This is a genomic window from Bartonella sp. B12(2025) (assembly GCF_053795135.1).
The window spans coordinates 397,651-413,785 of sequence record NZ_CP200031.1 but is presented as its reverse complement, the minus strand read 5'-3'; the positions used below and the strand labels follow the sequence as shown (position 1 = coordinate 413,785).

Below are 16,135 nucleotides of genomic sequence, written 5' to 3'. Positions count from 1 at the left end.
TGCCTATAACAATTATCAGCCTGAGTTAAGTTTCTCCATATTTTTCTCTGCTGACAAAAAGAAAAACATAAGCCTCTATGATTGGATAGCTTTAATTCTATTTCTTTTTTCTTCTAAAGCAACCCGTTTATTATAAGCCACAAAACTACAAGGTAAAAAAATTATATATCCAACAGCTGTAATTAATAAAGTGTACCATGTGTAAGTCGCAAGAAAACCTACATAAATAACAATGACCAGCATACACGGTACAACAATATCACGCCTCAAATTCTGATCTATTGTTTTTGCATTCCATACTGGTAAACGACTAACTAAAAGAAAAGCAATAATCACAGTATAAAGACTAAAAAATAATGCCCAGCTCCAACTTGGTATCAAACCGAGAGCCCCTAAATAAATAGGTAATAAAAGCAATAATGCCCCTGCTGGTGCAGGAACACCGACAAAATAACTTTCCTTCCATTTTGGCACATCCGTGTTATCTAACATCACATTAAAACGAGCTAATCGCAAACAACAAGCAACACAATAGACAAGCGCTGCGATCCAACCAACCTGATGAGCTTGAGTTAAAATAAAAGAATAAACAATAAGTGCAGGTGCAACACCAAAATTCACAACATCAGCAAGAGAATCCATTTGCGCTCCAAAAGATGAACTTCCATCCATCAAACGAGCGATACGCCCATCAGCGCCATCTAGAATTGCTGCCAAAAGCACCATTAAAATAGCAGCCTCATAGCGATGTTCAAAAGCCAAACGAATACTGCTCATCCCCGCACAAATCGCCAAAATAGTGATAATGTTAGGAATGACATACCGCATCGGTGTAGGTGAACGCCACCGATTTATAATATCATCATGCTGTCCCTCAGGATTAAATGAAGAAAATAGCGAAAAATTTCTCATTGTTCGTCCTAATCAAATCTGAAGTTAATTGTAGCACTCTTATCATCAAAAGAACCTAAAACTGTTTCTCCAGCAATTGCTGTTTGGCCAACTGCAATACGCAATTTTACTTCAGTTGGTATATAAATATCAAGGCGAGAACCAAAACGAATCAATCCAAATCGTTCTCCACTAATAACTGAATCATTTTCTTTTGACCAACAAACAATCCGGCGAGCAAGCATCCCAGCTATCTGTACCATACCAATTTTACCATGCTTGCTGTCAATCACCATCCCATTACGCTCATTAAACTGACTAGCCTTGTCAAGCTCAGCATTGGTAAACCGACCTGGACGATAAACTATAGACTCTACTGTACCACTTATGGGAATACGGTTGATATGACATGAAAAAATATCCATAAACACGGAAACACGAATCATCTCTTCTTTACCTAATCCCAATTCTTCAGGTGGAACACATGATCCAACGAATGAGATACGCCCGTCAGCAGGAGATAGAACCCAATTTGAATTCAAAGGGATCACACGATCTGGATCTCGGAAAAAGTATATGCACCACACAGTGAGAACAAGACCACACCAAAATAACGGACTCCATACCCAACCAAGAATGAGCGAAATGATAAAAAACGCTACAATAAAAGGATAACCTTCTTTATGAATTGGCACAAAGCTATTATGGACAGATTGTAGAATACTCATATAATTTCCTACTCATAGTATAATTTAAACAAGCAATAAATCTTTTTGTTCCTCATTGTTCTTTTGTGTACTTAATCAATAACTCCATAAAATTTATAGGTCACATTTTGCGCAGCTTATTTTTTACGATTAACAACGCCCATCTCATCTTCTTCACGCATTTTACGTAATTTTTCTTCAGCTTGCGATGCTTCAAGCTGCTTATTCCACATTGACGCGTATAAACCTTTCTTACGTAAAAGCTCTGTATGCGTCCCATTTTCAATAATACGGCCATTTTTAAGAACAAAAATTTCATCAGCATTTATAACAGTAGAAAGGCGATGAGCAATTATCAATGTTGTACGCCCACGACTTACGATATCCAACGCTTGTTGAATTTCTTGTTCCGTCGTTGTATCAAGAGCTGCGGTAGCTTCATCCAGAATAAGAAGTGGGGGAGCTTTTAACAATGTCCGTGCAATAGCCACACGTTGTTTTTCACCACCTGATAGCTTGAGGCCACGCTCACCTACTATAGACTGAAAACCTTCCGGAAGCATCTCAATAAATTTTGATATCTGTGCCATTTCAGCAGCTTTACGCATTTCTTCATCTGTCGCATTTGGACGCCCGTAACGAATGTTATATGCAATTGTATCATTAAATAACACCGTATCCTGCGGCACCATACCGATAGCCTCACGCAAACTTTTTTGAGTTACGTCACGAATGTCTTGTCCGTCAATTGTAATGGAGCCCGCATCAACATCGTAAAAACGAAAAAGTAATCTAGAAATAGTTGATTTACCAGCACCTGATGGACCGACAATTGCAACTGTTTTGCCTCCAGGGATCTCAAAATCAATATCTTTAAGAATCTGACGAGTCGAATCATAGGAAAATTTTACCTGATTAAACCGAATGGTAGCGTCACCCACCTCTAATGGTTTGGCATCTGATTTATCAACGATTTCCTGTTTAACATCTAAAAGATCAAACATAGCTTCAACATCAGTCAAACCTTGCCGAACATCACGATATATTGAACCAATAAAATTCAGTGGAATGGAAAGCTGTATTAAAAGCGCATTAATAAAAACAAAATCCCCTAAAGTCTGCGTCTCACGAAAAACTTCGTAAGCTGACATCAACATCAGAATAGTCATTCCAACACCAAAAATAAGAGCCTGACCAAAATTAAGCCAGCTTAATGATGTCCAAATTTTTGTTGCTGCTTTTTCATAACTTGCCATAGAAGAATCAAATCTATGTGCTTCCAGAGTTTCATTGCAAAAATATTTAACCGTTTCAAAATTTAAAAGAGAATCAACAGCACGTGTATTGGCTTCAGTATCTGCCATATTCATTTCTTGTCGAATACGGATGCGCCAATCACTCGCCTTAATTGTGAACCAAATATACAAACCAACCATTATTACGACTATGAAAAAATAACGCCATCCATAGTTTATGTAAAATACAAGTGCTGTTAACACAAATTCTAAAACCGTTGGTATTGTATTAAGAATTGAAAACCTAACGATAGCTTCAATTCCCTTCGTACCACGCTCAATCACACGAGAAAGCCCACCAATTTGCTTTTCCAAATGAAATCGCAAAGACAATTCATGAATATGTACAAAAGTCTTATAGGCTAACCGGTGAATCGCATGTTGACCAACAGTTGCAAATAGATAATCGCGTAACTGATTTAATGCAGATTGAACAATACGCGCAACATTATATGCCAAAACGAGCATGATAGGAACAACATAACTGGATGGGTTCCACGCAGATAACTTAGAACTTAGATCAAGCGTATCTGTAGCATATTTGAAGAAATACGGTACAGATATGAGAGTTAGCTTGGCTAAAACAAGATAAAATATTGCCCATATAACCCGTACTTTTAGATCATGCCGCTCTACTGGCCACATATAAGGCCACAAATTATAAAGTGTACGCAAAGTCTGACCTGTATCTGACGATACAGTTTTTATTATTTTATTCTGTTTCATAAAGCTCTTACTTCTTTATCATCCACTCAACAGATATTACAATGTTTCTCCTCTTGTCGTTTACAGCTTATATTATCTTTTCTATATGTTCTCTGTAAACGATGCGTATTAATCTTTAAGGTTAGACTTTTTTTGAAAAAGGGACAAGAAATAATCCCTTATACAGTTTATTATTTTGGTCTGTACGTTCATACCATTCTGCTGCAAATAAACTCTCAACCTTTACACGCTTTTTTTTCAATTCTGCTTGAAGCCATATCTTTGATTTACCAATTTCTTTAAGCCCCTTATCGAAAACTTCACCATCTTGTACTAAAATCACAGACCTCTTCCCCTCCTCTTTTTTTACAACAGAACAATCGCCATTGGTTTCTAAATGAACAAAAGCTGCTTCATGTAAGCTACAACCTTTAATTCGCAACATCGTAATCAAATCATCTACGCTAATACCCAAACCCTTAATCTGATTTACTTGAAATACACCATCTAAAACCAATGCAACATTCTGTCCTGCAATTAAACGACGAAAAGAAACTGAATAACGTGCAAAAAAATTAAGAGATGTAATCAAGGCTTGCCAAATACACAAAACAACCAATAATTGAATACTACTAATATTCGGATTATAAATAACGCCTCCAATAATACCCCCCATTACAAAATTGCTTACCAAATCAACTGGTGTCATTTGACTAAGACTACCACGACCGGTTGTTCTTAAAATTAATAGAAAAGCGACAAGACCGACGGCTAGCTTAAGTGCGACATATCCATAACTATATACAAATTCCATCACATTCTCCCTTTTTTATGAGAGCCGCTGGAATACGGAAATTATAATCGCTTTACTTCCCATATAGTCATACGCTCACCAGTCTGTGGGTCTTTTTTATCTTTTAAAACAACCCCCTCGGCCGCAAGCTCATCACGAATTGCATCCGCAGCTGCCCACTCTTTATTATGGATAAGTCGTAGCCTTTCGGCAATGCGTTGATCAATAAATTTCGAATCAAGGGAAGCTTTTCTCATAAACAATGGGCACTCTACATCTCTAATCCACTCTTGCCGTAATAACCCAAATAAATTCATCCCATTTGCGAGGGATACAGCATCCCCTATTTTGTAAAACTTTCGCAAAAGAGCAAATGCATTCGGAGTATTAAGATCATCACTTAGTGCGTTTATCAAAGAGTCATCAAGAGCTTCATCTTTCTCCACACAGCTACTCTCACAGCGAAGCAATTCATACCACCGATACAGTTCGCTACTAGACTGTGCTAAACGCTGAGCTGTCCAATTTAACGGTTCACGATAATGCGTTTGTAACATCGAAAAACGTGCTGCCAAACCAGCCCAATTTTGCTTTATTTCGTCTTTTAAAACACCATTAAACTCAAAAAAATCACTCTCTAAAACAGAACGAATAGTAATGAAATTCCCAAGGCTTTTAGACATCTTTTTGCCTTCAACTTGCAAAAAGCCGTTATGCATCCAAAGATTGGCCATTCGCTCAGTTCCAAAAGCTGAACAACTTTGCGCAATCTCATTTTCATGATGAGGAAAAATCAAATCAATACCACCACCATGGATATCAAAAATATTTGCTGTGGGATCATCACAGATCAAGCCACCACCATAGGGTGTTAATAGTTTTGCCATTGACATTGCAGAGCATTCAATATGCCAACCCGGACGCCCCAAAACAGAAATTCCTGCCGGCGATACCCAACCTGGTTCCCCCTCTACAGAAGGCTTCCATAAAACAAAATCCATCTCCTCCCTTTTATAAGTAGCAACATCGACACGTGCACCAGCTCTCATTTCATCTAAGGAGCGTTTTGCAAATGCACCATAACGGGGATGATTCTTTATGCTGCTTACAGAAAATAATATATGATTTTCTGCTTTGTAAGCATGCTCCTTTTCAAGCAACCTCTCGATCAAAGAGCGCATCTCCTCTAAATGATCAGTTGCACGCGGTTGACTGGTTGGCAATAAACAACCAAGTGTTGTTGTATCTTGTTGAAATTGAGAATACGTGCGCTCAGTTAATTGGCGAATAGCGTCATTAAGTTCTAGCTCTGGATACTCGCAAGCTGCTCGTGCATTAATCTTATCATCCACATCTGTAATATTACGAGCATATACAACATGATTATTGCCGTAGACATAACGCAATAAGCGAAATAAAATATCAAAGACAATCACAGGACGTGCATTACCTATGTGGGCATAATCGTAAACCGTCGGACCGCAAACATAAAGGCGTACTTTCTTCACATCTATCGGTGTAAAATTTTCTTTTTTACGTGTAAGCGTATTATAAAATCGCAACTCTCTCATAATTATACTCCGTTAGCGATATTACCCGCCGCTCTTCAAAGTGAATCTTACTAAAAGTCATTGCATTATGCGGTTTAAGTGAAAACTTTCGTATATCTTATGTAAAATTCTCATATCTACCCCATTTCATTTAGGCTGTATCTATCATCTATCACAAAAACAACCCATTTTATTGGATTAGATAAGAGTGTACTACCAATCAAAACTATCTCAGGAGAAAATCTGCAATGCGCCAGCACAAATTTATATGAAAAAAATCGCATACCGGAAACTAAAATTTTTAACTACCTAAAGCTTAGTTAGAATTTTCAATATCCCCATAATGGTTTTCTTACTATCTTTCACGCCCTAAATTTTATAACACCCCGCTATTAGTAATGATGCAAAAACCATTTTCGTTCTATCTTTTAACATATGCTCTACAACAAAACCATTTTATCCGCGAATGTAATCTAAAAAATTTATTTAACAGGAGTAATAAAAACAATGCGTAATATATTGATAAATATAGTTTTTTTAATATCTTCTTTAGCTTCAACACCAATTTTTGCGCAGCAATCGCCGCCCTATGAGATAAAATTGCTACGACTAGCAGAAATTTTGGGATCCCTGCACTATCTACAAAATCTTTGCAGTACTCCTACCAACCAATGGTATGACTACATGACCGCACTGATTGAAGCAGAACAACCAATACCACAAAGACGCGCTCATTTTTACGAAGCATTTAATGAAGCGTATCGTGCTTTTTCAGAAAATTATCATCATTGTACACAATCAGCAATTGAAGCAAATCAAAGATACATTAAAGAAGGAAGAGCCTTATCTGAAAGCCTTCTTATACAGTATAATAATTAATCTGTACAAAAATCACCACCCCCCAATTTAAGCCATACCAATAACGGTGCTCTCAAAAATGAATAGATCAATAAATCAGCTCTGACATAAATACGGAAACTTTTGAAAAACAAACCCTCGACACGTTTTTATTTTCATATGATAAAATCACCATGAGCACCTTTTGCACACGTAAAATTATTCCATCAAACCCATCAATTTTATCTGGTTATGTCAAAGCTTCTATAAATTTAACAGACTCACCTTGCGAAGGTGTAACAATTTCACCTTCCCACATAACGCGGATACCGCGAATAATAGTTCCAACAGGCCAACCTTTAACCTTTTTACCATCATACGGTGTCCAACCTGCGCGTGAACCAATTAACGCATTCGTAATAGTTTCTTCCCGCTTAAGGTCAACAATGGTCAAATCAGCATCATATCCAACAGCAAGGCGTCCTTTACAGCTTATACCAAAAATGCGGCTAGGACCGTGCGACGTGAGATCAACAAAACGTTCAAGAGATATCTTTCCCGCATTTACATGTGTCAGCATAATCGCTGCTGTTGTTTGCACACCTGTCATCCCTGAAGGTGAAGCGGGATAAGGTCGAAGCTTTTCCTCAAACGTATGAGGAGCATGATCAGAACCTAAAACATCAACAATACCTTGCTGAACACCATACCAAAGAGATTCACGGTGGCGGCTCTCACGGATGGGTGGATTCATTTGGATCAATGTACCAAACCGTTGATAATCATCAGCGCTTAAAGTCAAATGATGTTGCGTAACTTCAATCGTTGCCACATCTTTATGTTTTTTCAGAAAATTAATTTCTTCCGCAGTAGAAAGATGTAACACATGAATGCGCGCTTTCATTTCATGCGCGACCTTTACCAAGCGTTGCGTGCATTTTAATGCTGCAACCTCGTCACGCCAAACCGGATGCGATGACGCATCTCCTTCAATACGCAACATTTTACGTTCATTGAGCCTTTCCTCATCTTCAGAATGAAAAGCCGTACGACGGCGTGTGTTCTTCAAAATAAGACGTACACTTTCATCATCATCTACCAAAAGATCGCCGGTAGAAGACCCCATAAACACTTTAACTCCAGCAGCACCAGGAAGCCTTTCTAGTTCAACCAATTCATGTGCATTTTCACGCGTTCCTCCAACCCAAAATGCAAAATCACAATGCATCCGATGAAATCCGCGTTTTACCTTATCAGATAATGCTTCTTCCGATGTGGTTAATGGATTAGTATTAGGCATTTCAAACACTGCAGTAACTCCCCCTAATACCGCAGAATACGAGCCACTTTCTAAATCCTCCTTATGTTCATGTCCTGGCTCACGAAAATGAACTTGGCTATCGATAATCCCCGGCAAAATATGAAGTCCTGTACAATCAATTACTTCACCAGCAGACGCACGTGTAAGATCGCCAATTTCAGCAATACGGCCATTTGTAACACCAATATCACGCTTACTACTTCCATCATGATTCACAACTGTTGCACCTTTAAAAATTGCATCAAATGTTTTAAACATAGCCGCGCTCCTTGCATATCCTTTCTTTGATTATGTAACTTTGAGCAGAAAGGCAAGAACCATGATTGAAAAACAAAATGCCATTCTCTTTAAAAACCGTAGAATTATTAAAGTCACCGGTGAAGAAGCAACACATTTTTTGCAGGTTCTTATCACGACAGATGTGACAAAAATCGGTCCGCAAGAAATTTTCCCTGGAGCCCTCTTATCCCCACAAGGGAAAGTTATTGCTGATTTTCTTATCGGCAAAAGAAACGATAGTTATCTTATTGATATTGTTACATCTTTAGCCGATATCCTTTATAAGCGCCTTCTCCTCTATAAGCTGCATACAAAAGTAGAAATTATACAACCATTACAAGAACTTGTTACAGTTTCTTGGCATAATGAATCAGATACTTTAAATTCTGATTCAACTTTTATTGATAAGAGATTTCCACAAAAAGAAAAAATAGTACGAATCTATGGAAAAATACCCTTTTTTGCTCCAGAACATCATGACAATTGGAATCGACTGCGTATTCGTTATGCAATCGCAGAAAGCGGTAAAGACTACGAAATAGGAAAAGTCTTTCCCCATGATATTAATTATGATCAAATCAGTGGACTAACATTCAACAAAGGTTGCTATATCGGACAAGAAATTGTTTCACGAATGCATCACCGGCGCACAGCACGTCGCCGCACTTTAGTTGTAAAAGGCCAGCATGAATTAATTCCAGGCTCCAGCGTTGAAGCAGGAACAAAAGTACTTGGTTACTTGGGAACATGTGCTGCAAACGAAGCTCTTGCTTTAATGCGTATTGACCATGTAAAAGATGCTATGAATAATAATATCCCACTTATAGTAAAAAATGCTCCCGTCACCATCAGCATTGCTGAAAATATGAATTTTACCTTTCCTGAAAGCACTGTGGAAACTCACTAATGGCTAAAGCTGAATTGTCACATAATGGAGAAGCACGTGCTTGGCAAAGAATGCTTTCTGGCCGGCGACTTGATTTGCTAAACCCTTCCCCTTTTGATGTTGAAATCGAAGATATTGCCCATGGACTTGCTCGTGTTGCACGCTGGAACGGCCAAACACAAGGAGAGCATGCCTATTCTGTTGCACAACATTCTCTTTTGGTAGAACAAATATTTCAAAAGCTTTTTCCTAAATCATGTAGAAATGAATGCCTGTGTGCTCTTCTTCATGATGCAGCGGAATATGTCATTGGTGATATGATTTCGCCCTTTAAAGCTATCATAGGAAAACAATATGAGCTCATCGAAAAACGTATACAAGATGCTATACACATGCGCTTTTCTCTCCCCGTTGCCCCTTCTCAAAAACTCTTAAAAAAAATCAAACAAACCGACCGTATTGCTGCGTTCTACGAAGCTATAACGCTTGCCGGATTTAATACAAAAGAAGCCCTTCGCTATTTTGGCTCTCCAAATAATATTCCATTCGATGAACTCAATTTACAACCACACTCTACACAACAGGCTGAAAACGCCTTTTTAATTCGTTTTAATGAGCTTGATGCTCAAAGATAGCACTAATATTCTCTTTGCATCATCATTCACTCTTTATCATTTTAGTTGAAAAAACAAATATATTAGATGATCGCCTTCTACTCCATACTTAAGTGCAACCATAAAAAGAATACCCCCCTCTTTTATCCATTATCCTATGTATTTGATACTCTACAATTTCTGCCTTTATAATAACGCTTACTAATTATCAAAACTCCGTAATAAATACCTTCTTGTCAGGCTTTTCATATTAAACTGATTTTATTTCAGTTTATAAACTTCTGCATCAGCTGGAAAAGCACGTGATGTGACATCCTCTGCATAGTTCTTAATTGCGGTCTCCATCGCCTGTTTAAGAGTACCATAACGACGCACAAATTTTGGCACATAAGCGCTATAGCCTAACATATCTTCCATAACTAACACCTGTCCATCACACTGATTGGACGCGCCAATACCAATCGTAGGAATAGAAAGTTCTTCTGTAAGTTTCACCGCTAAGGGTTCTACAACCCCTTCCACAACAACAGCAAAAGCACCAGCCTCCTCAATCGCTACCCCATCGGCTTTAATCCTTTGCCAATCACTCTCCTTGCGCCCTTGTGTCTTGAAACCACCAAAACGATTTACCGCCTGTGGAGTAAGACCGATATGCCCCATAACTGGAATGCCGCGTTTACACAAAAAATCAATTGTTTCAGCCATATAAACACCACCTTCAAGCTTAACTGCACCACACCCTGTTTCCGCAAGAACACGCGACGCATTAGAAAAAGCTTGTTCTGGACTTTCTTCATAAGAACCAAAAGGCATATCAACAACTACAAGGGCTTTCTTAGACCCACGCATAACCGCCTGTCCATGCAAAATCATCATATCTAAATTAACAGGGAGTGTTGTTTCAAATCCATACACAACCATACCAACGCTATCACCAACCAAAAGAAAATCGCAATATGGATCAGCAATCTGTGCAGTATAAGTCTGATAAGCCGTTAAAGAAACAATCGGCTGTTGTCCTTTTCTTGATCGTATTTCAGAAGAAGTTATACGTTTCATAGTTTTATTATGTACACTCATTTTCAGTTTTCTCTTCCAATATATACTGGTCAATAAGCCTCACTGTACCAAAGCGGACAGTAAGGAGTAAAACTGCAGGTTTATCTAATTTTCCTTTGACAAGGCATAAAGTTTCCATATCCCGTAAATCTATTGATTCAATGATCGCGCGCGATTCTTGTTGTAAAATATCGCGAACAGTTTTGCATAATTTATTAACAGATCGCTCACCTTGACGATAAAGTTTTTCAGCAGTTTTACCACTTTTAGGAATAATTTTTGCAGCTTTGCGATCTTCTAATGTTAAAAACTGATTGCGTGAAGAACCCGCTACACCATCTGCTTCACGTAAAATAGGTACTCCAACAATTTCAATAGGAAAAGCCAAATCTTCAACCATACGTCGAATAATCAAAATTTGTTGAAAATCCTTTTCCCCAAAAAAAGCCTTATCTGGCTGAACAATGTTAAAAAGCTTAGCAACAACGCTGGTCACACCACAAAAATGCCCTGGACGTAACCTCCCCATCAAAATACGTGACAATTTTTCCACCTTCACAATCGTATCATTTCCCAGTGGCCACATTTCTTCCACAGAAGGTGCAAAAACATATTCAACACCCGCTTTTTTCAATAAAGCGCAATCTCCTATTAAATCTCTTGGATATTTATCAAAATCTTCATGGGAATCAAATTGCTTTGGATTGACAAAAATAGAAACCAATATTCGATCACACATTGCCCTTGCTTTCTGTACTAATGCAAGGTGACCGTCATGCAATGCTCCCATAGTTGGAACCAAACCAATCGAAAACCCTAAACGTCGTTCTTCTGCGATATATTGGCGTACTTCAGCAATTGTTTTTAAGATTCTCATCTTCATATTCTGTTCATTATTTATCAAATTAACAAATTAATGCTTGCACACGAAACCGTCTTTCAAATAATCGTATCAAATTCATACGCACTGATGGTTGCTTTATATCCCGTGGTTCCAAGACATGACGCATTAAAAAGAAACCTGTTAGAATTAAACCATCTATTATGTCATTAAAATCTACAGGACGTGTGGTTCTTTGCACAAGAAACTGTGGTAAAGTTAGAAGTTTTTCTTTCCAAGGACGACCTGCTTCCTCACATACAGCTCGTCCCGACTTTGGTGATACATAACAAAGTTTTTCTCGGCGACCTGTTGCAGCACAATGAGATAAATCAAGGCCAAAGCCAAGTTCTTCAAGTAGCCGCATTTCAAAGCGCACAAGCAATTCCGCATTGACAGACGGCTCACCAAAATTCTGCATAAAAAGATGTAAAATATCATATAAAATAGGATGTGGATCACGCTCTGGAAGAAGACGCAAATGAAAAGCTATCAACTGCAAAGCATAAAGCGCCTCTGGCAGAAGTATTAACCGTGCTGCATGTAAATCAATTGCTTCAAGCCGAAAAAGTCCCAAATGTTCATCTAAACGTGCCCACCATTCAGCCTCAACAAAATTCCCAGGCTGAAGAAGAGCTGCCATACGACGCGAACGTCCTCCTTTCACTACCCCCATATAACGACCATGTTGACGCGTCATAATTTCAAGAATAACACTTGTTTCACCATATTGGCGTGTACCAAGAATAATGGCTTGTTCTTTCCATTTCATTTTATTTTAAAAAATCCAATCCCATTTCGCGGTAACGCTCTGGATCAGCATCCCAATTATCACGCACTTTCACAAATAGAAAAAGATGAACCTTCTGATCCATAATTTCCATTAATTCCTTACGTGCTGCCTGACCAATCGCTTTAATTGTATCGCCTTTTGCTCCTAAAACAATTTTTTTCTGACTATCACGCCCTACGTAAATAATTTGGTTAATTTTAACTGAACCATCTGAACATTCTTCCCAATTTTCTGTTTCGACTGTTGAAAAATAAGGGAGTTCATTGTGAAGACGAAAAAAAAGTTTTTCACGCGTAATTTCAGCAGCAAGCTGACGCATAGGCATATCTGAAACTTGATCTTCTGGATAATGCCACGGCCCCTTTTGCATCATTGTACTTAACGCATAAAGTAAATCTTTACAACCAGAACCATTTAGAGCGGAAATCATAAATGTTTGCAAAAACTGCACGCGCTCATTAATTTTGGCAGTTAATGTTAAGAGAGATGATTTAGCAACTGTATCGATTTTATTAAGAACAAGAATTTTATCCTGTTTAATCTTTCCTACAATATCTAACATTGTACAAACTTCATCCGAAAGACCACTCTGAGCATCAATCAAAACTAATAAAGCATCAGCACTCTTAGCGCTCCCCCAAGCAGCAGATACCATAGCACGTTCTAACCGCTTATTAGGACGAAAAACCCCCGGCGTATCAATCAATACAATTTGCGCATCATCATGAATGACAATGCCGCGGATCACAGTACGAGTCGTTTGTACCTTATGCGTTACAATTGAAACCTTCGTTCCAACCAACTGATTAACTAATGTTGATTTACCAGCATTAGGCACCCCAATGAGCACTACAAAACCAGAACGCGTTTTAATCACGTCATTCATGATCATTTTTTCCCATTGTTTCCCATATACCCTCTCGTCGTAAAACTTTCTCAGCTGCCATTCTTTCAGCACATCGTTTAGAGTTTCCTTGCCCAATCTCCGGCGCAAACCCCAAAATACTCACCTCTACCATAAAAACAGGATCATGATCTGGGCCTGAACGCTTTATAACCCGATAATGTGGTTGAACACGGCCTTGCACATGCGCCCATTCCTGCAGCTCTGTCTTAGCATCACGCCGACCAGCATCCATCTGCTTTGCCCGACTTTTCCAATATTTCTCAATAAAAGGGCGAACACTTTCCAATCCTCCATCAAGATATATTACAGCAATCAAAGCCTCAATCACATCAGCATATATATTCGTAAGCCGACGCCCCTTTAAGCTTCTCATCTCAAAACCGACGTGTATCATATCGGGCAAACCTATTTCTAGTGCAATATCGGCACATGTCTGCGCGTTAACCAAACCGTTTAAACGTACGGACAACTCGCCTTCACTGGCTTGTGGAAATAATTGATACAACATTTTTGCAATCAAAAGCCCAAGAACCCGATCACCTAGAAATTCCAAGCGCTCATAATTTCCCTGTTCCGAATCTTGTACACTAGAATGTGTTAATGCTTTTTTTAATTTCTCTTCATCTTTAAAATGGTGCCCTGTCAATCTTTCAAGCTGATCAATCACTGAACGATTCATCGTTGATCTCCTGCTTACTAAGCGGCAAATCATGAACGGTATTAATAAAAGAAAACAAACGATTCCAACGCACATCAAACGGCCAACGCCAAACCTGCCAAGCGCTTGAACCATTACTGATAGAGAAAAAAATCAAACTTGCTCGACCAATAAGATTTTCCTCCGGAACATAACCCACATCCAAACGACTATCATCCGAATTGTCACGGTTATCACCCATCATAAAATAATGCCCTGGTGGAACTTCAAAAACTTTTGTGTCATCAACTTGCGGGATAAACGCTAAATCAAGTGTATCGTAGCTAACACCATTAGGCATTGTCTCGCGATAAACATCAACAGGGTAATTAACCTCTGTTATATCAGAATTGTCAATCTTCCCCATAAAATAGCGCGAAACAGCCTCACCATTAATATAAAGGACACTTTGACGAACTTGTATACGATCACCCGGTAGCCCAACAACACGTTTTATATAATCAATATCTGGATTACTCGGTAAACGAAAAACCACGACATCCCCACGCTGAGGCTGAGATGCCCAAATACGCCCGGAAAAAATGGGAGGGGAAAAGGGTATAGAAAAATGAGAATACCCATACGCATATTTAGAAACGAACAAATAATCTCCCACTAATAAAGTAGGGCGCATCGAACCGGAAGGAATAGTGAAAGGCTGAAAAAAAAGTGTACGAATAATCGCTGCTAAAAACAGAGCCTGTATCAAAACAAAAATAAATTCAAAAATTCCGCCTTTTCCTTCCTTTTTACGTATTTTCTCTTTCTGGATCATTACAGATAACCTTCCCATTACAGATATAATTTATCTTTTATAATAATATTCAAATAACAAAAGCACAATCTCCCACAATATCTATCCACGCGGAAGTGCTTCAATAATAACAAATGCCTGCGCCCAAGGAAAATCATCCGTTATGCTAAGATGAATGACAGCTTCATAATGAGGAGGCAATAACTTTTGTAACCGCATTTTTGCACGATCTGTTAGTTCCATGATTGGTTTGCCAGATGGTAAATTGACCACCCCCATATCTTTCCAACCCACACCACAAGCGACTCCTGTCCCCAAAGCCTTAGCACATGCTTCTTTGGCAGCAAATCTTTTGGCGTAAGAAGAAGATCTTTTTTGGAGATTTTCAGATTTATTTTGCTCAATGTCAGTAAAAATACGTTGAACAAAATGATCACCATAACGAATCAACATTCTCTCAATGCGTCTTATATCAATAAGATCATTTCCAAGACCAATAATCATAAGATATCACTCGAATTTCTTTGCCACGAACGCTTTTTTTTTATAATCTTTTGATATCGCTTTTGCTGAAAGCGGGCGATTGCTCTGTAAACACCTATATAAGATAAGCCACCAAAAATAAAACCCAAAAGAGCACCACCTAAAATCATCGGCCTCATGATTAGATCCCATGTGCCCTTAAAAAGCAGAGGTACATTTGACAATGTCAAGCCATTAAACAGAACACGAATTTGAGAAAAAGAAATCTCATTTACATTGCTAAAAAGCGATAAACAGAAATAGCCTACCTTATAATCGGCCATAACAATGAGCAAAAATGTGAGTGGATTAGAAAAAACCGTCCCGATAATCGCTGCAGCAAAATTTCCACGCAAAATCCAAGAAAAAAATATTGCCAAAATAATATGCATCCCAAAGAGAGGTGAACAAGCTAAAAAAATGCCGATAGAAAACCCCAATGCAACTTTATGCGGCGTCGCTGATATACGCAAAATACGCTTATATATGTAGCAAAATGTGCGAAAAAATGAACGACGTGGATATAACCAAAACCGCATACGCTTTACAAAATCTATTAGCTCTCGACGACAAAAAAGCATATGATTCTCAATACACATCTTATGAAAATAAAAAACTCTTATGGTTCAAATTAATTTCCCCAAG

General features: G+C 38.4%; 17 protein-coding genes. 3 read left to right on the top strand and 14 right to left on the bottom strand.

The window, feature by feature from the left end; all coding sequences use genetic code 11:
* Window positions 1-75: 75 nt before the first annotated feature.
* The 5 genes from pssA to cysS all read right to left on the bottom strand — a co-directional run bounded on the left by pssA (window position 76) and on the right by cysS (window position 5,962).
* Window positions 76-912 (bottom strand): CDP-diacylglycerol--serine O-phosphatidyltransferase, encoded by an 837-nt coding sequence (pssA, locus tag V3564_RS01725; RefSeq protein ID WP_455481129.1) that lies wholly within the window; start codon window positions 910-912, stop codon window positions 76-78.
* An 8-nt stretch (window positions 913-920) separates the two neighbouring features.
* Complete coding sequence (locus V3564_RS01720; protein ID WP_455481128.1) at window positions 921-1,619, bottom strand: phosphatidylserine decarboxylase; 699 nt, start codon at window positions 1,617-1,619, stop codon at window positions 921-923.
* Between the two features lie 116 nt (window positions 1,620-1,735).
* Window positions 1,736-3,619, bottom strand: coding sequence for an ABCB family ABC transporter ATP-binding protein/permease (locus V3564_RS01715; RefSeq protein ID WP_455481127.1), 1,884 nt, complete (start codon window positions 3,617-3,619; stop codon window positions 1,736-1,738).
* Window positions 3,620-3,740: 121 nt separating this feature from the next.
* Window positions 3,741-4,412: a DUF421 domain-containing protein gene (locus tag V3564_RS01710; protein WP_455481126.1), complete on the bottom strand. Its 672-nt coding sequence runs from the start codon at window positions 4,410-4,412 to the stop codon at window positions 3,741-3,743.
* 41 nt (window positions 4,413-4,453) lie between these two features.
* Window positions 4,454-5,962 carry a cysteine--tRNA ligase gene (cysS, locus tag V3564_RS01705; protein ID WP_455481125.1) on the bottom strand — a complete coding sequence of 503 codons (1,509 nt, stop codon included), beginning with the start codon at window positions 5,960-5,962 and terminating at the stop codon, window positions 4,454-4,456.
* 486 nt (window positions 5,963-6,448) lie between these two features.
* Between cysS and V3564_RS01700 the strand changes: the two genes are divergently transcribed.
* A complete protein-coding gene (locus V3564_RS01700) occupies window positions 6,449-6,820 on the top strand; it encodes a TIGR02301 family protein (RefSeq protein WP_455481124.1) in 372 nt (123 codons plus the stop codon).
* Window positions 6,821-7,028: 208 nt separating this feature from the next.
* Here V3564_RS01700 and V3564_RS01695 read toward each other — a convergent pair whose 3' ends face one another.
* Window positions 7,029-8,357: a dihydroorotase gene (locus V3564_RS01695; protein ID WP_455481123.1), complete on the bottom strand. Its 1,329-nt coding sequence runs from the start codon at window positions 8,355-8,357 to the stop codon at window positions 7,029-7,031.
* A gap of 61 nt (window positions 8,358-8,418) precedes the next feature.
* On the opposite strand from V3564_RS01695, the gene ygfZ reads away from it, so the two are divergent.
* Both ygfZ and V3564_RS01685 read left to right on the top strand, forming a co-directional pair.
* On the top strand, window positions 8,419-9,285 hold the full coding sequence (ygfZ, locus tag V3564_RS01690; RefSeq protein ID WP_455481122.1) for a CAF17-like 4Fe-4S cluster assembly/insertion protein YgfZ: 867 nt from the start codon (window positions 8,419-8,421) through the stop codon (window positions 9,283-9,285).
* Window positions 9,285-9,899, top strand: coding sequence for a YfbR-like 5'-deoxynucleotidase (locus tag V3564_RS01685; RefSeq protein WP_455481121.1), 615 nt, complete (start codon window positions 9,285-9,287; stop codon window positions 9,897-9,899). The genes ygfZ and V3564_RS01685 overlap by 1 nt, the downstream gene beginning before the upstream one ends.
* A gap of 240 nt (window positions 9,900-10,139) precedes the next feature.
* On the opposite strand, the gene panB is transcribed toward V3564_RS01685, so the two are convergent.
* The 8 genes from panB to V3564_RS01645 form a co-directional block, all read right to left on the bottom strand.
* On the bottom strand, window positions 10,140-10,958 hold the full coding sequence (gene panB, locus V3564_RS01680; protein WP_455481120.1) for a 3-methyl-2-oxobutanoate hydroxymethyltransferase: 819 nt from the start codon (window positions 10,956-10,958) through the stop codon (window positions 10,140-10,142).
* Window positions 10,945-11,820: a pantoate--beta-alanine ligase gene (panC, locus tag V3564_RS01675; RefSeq protein ID WP_455481119.1), complete on the bottom strand. Its 876-nt coding sequence runs from the start codon at window positions 11,818-11,820 to the stop codon at window positions 10,945-10,947. Before panC ends, panB begins: the two co-directional genes overlap by 14 nt.
* A 22-nt stretch (window positions 11,821-11,842) precedes the next feature.
* A complete protein-coding gene (gene recO / locus V3564_RS01670) occupies window positions 11,843-12,589 on the bottom strand; it encodes a DNA repair protein RecO (RefSeq protein ID WP_455481118.1) in 747 nt (248 codons plus the stop codon).
* Window position 12,590: 1 nt separating this feature from the next.
* Window positions 12,591-13,496 carry a GTPase Era gene (era, locus tag V3564_RS01665; RefSeq protein ID WP_455481117.1) on the bottom strand — a complete coding sequence of 302 codons (906 nt, stop codon included), beginning with the start codon at window positions 13,494-13,496 and terminating at the stop codon, window positions 12,591-12,593.
* Entirely contained in the window at window positions 13,489-14,196 is a 708-nt protein-coding gene (gene rnc, locus V3564_RS01660) for a ribonuclease III (protein ID WP_455481116.1), read from the bottom strand. Before rnc ends, era begins: the two co-directional genes overlap by 8 nt.
* Complete coding sequence (gene lepB, locus V3564_RS01655) at window positions 14,177-14,989, bottom strand: signal peptidase I (RefSeq protein ID WP_455481115.1); 813 nt, start codon at window positions 14,987-14,989, stop codon at window positions 14,177-14,179. The genes rnc and lepB overlap by 20 nt, the downstream gene beginning before the upstream one ends.
* Before the next feature lie 81 nt (window positions 14,990-15,070).
* On the bottom strand, window positions 15,071-15,472 hold the full coding sequence (gene acpS / locus V3564_RS01650) for a holo-ACP synthase (RefSeq protein WP_455481114.1): 402 nt from the start codon (window positions 15,470-15,472) through the stop codon (window positions 15,071-15,073).
* Window positions 15,469-16,071 carry a DUF2062 domain-containing protein gene (locus V3564_RS01645; protein ID WP_455481113.1) on the bottom strand — a complete coding sequence of 201 codons (603 nt, stop codon included), beginning with the start codon at window positions 16,069-16,071 and terminating at the stop codon, window positions 15,469-15,471. The genes acpS and V3564_RS01645 overlap by 4 nt, the downstream gene beginning before the upstream one ends.
* Between the last annotated feature and the right edge of the window lie 64 nt (window positions 16,072-16,135).

Bases quoted from the DNA above. Each gene is read 5' to 3' on its own strand.
- pssA (WP_455481129.1), bottom strand. From the start codon at position 912: ATGAGAAATTTTTCGCTATTTTCTTCATTTAATCCTGAGGGACAGCAT.
- ygfZ (WP_455481122.1), top strand. From the start codon at position 8,419: ATGATTGAAAAACAAAATGCCATTCTCTTTAAAAACCGTAGAATTATT.
- V3564_RS01715 (WP_455481127.1), bottom strand. From the start codon at position 3,619: ATGAAACAGAATAAAATAATAAAAACTGTATCGTCAGATACAGGTCAG.
- V3564_RS01695 (WP_455481123.1), bottom strand. From the start codon at position 8,357: ATGTTTAAAACATTTGATGCAATTTTTAAAGGTGCAACAGTTGTGAAT.
- cysS (WP_455481125.1), bottom strand. From the start codon at position 5,962: ATGAGAGAGTTGCGATTTTATAATACGCTTACACGTAAAAAAGAAAAT.
- era (WP_455481117.1), bottom strand. From the start codon at position 13,496: ATGAATGACGTGATTAAAACGCGTTCTGGTTTTGTAGTGCTCATTGGG.
- V3564_RS01685 (WP_455481121.1), top strand. From the start codon at position 9,285: ATGGCTAAAGCTGAATTGTCACATAATGGAGAAGCACGTGCTTGGCAA.
- rnc (WP_455481116.1), bottom strand. From the start codon at position 14,196: ATGAATCGTTCAGTGATTGATCAGCTTGAAAGATTGACAGGGCACCAT.
- acpS (WP_455481114.1), bottom strand. From the start codon at position 15,472: ATGATTATTGGTCTTGGAAATGATCTTATTGATATAAGACGCATTGAG.
- V3564_RS01720 (WP_455481128.1), bottom strand. From the start codon at position 1,619: ATGAGTATTCTACAATCTGTCCATAATAGCTTTGTGCCAATTCATAAA.
- panC (WP_455481119.1), bottom strand. From the start codon at position 11,820: ATGAAGATGAGAATCTTAAAAACAATTGCTGAAGTACGCCAATATATC.
- V3564_RS01700 (WP_455481124.1), top strand. From the start codon at position 6,449: ATGCGTAATATATTGATAAATATAGTTTTTTTAATATCTTCTTTAGCT.
- recO (WP_455481118.1), bottom strand. From the start codon at position 12,589: ATGAAATGGAAAGAACAAGCCATTATTCTTGGTACACGCCAATATGGT.
- V3564_RS01710 (WP_455481126.1), bottom strand. From the start codon at position 4,412: ATGGAATTTGTATATAGTTATGGATATGTCGCACTTAAGCTAGCCGTC.
- panB (WP_455481120.1), bottom strand. From the start codon at position 10,958: ATGAGTGTACATAATAAAACTATGAAACGTATAACTTCTTCTGAAATA.
- V3564_RS01645 (WP_455481113.1), bottom strand. From the start codon at position 16,071: ATGCTTTTTTGTCGTCGAGAGCTAATAGATTTTGTAAAGCGTATGCGG.
- lepB (WP_455481115.1), bottom strand. From the start codon at position 14,989: ATGATCCAGAAAGAGAAAATACGTAAAAAGGAAGGAAAAGGCGGAATT.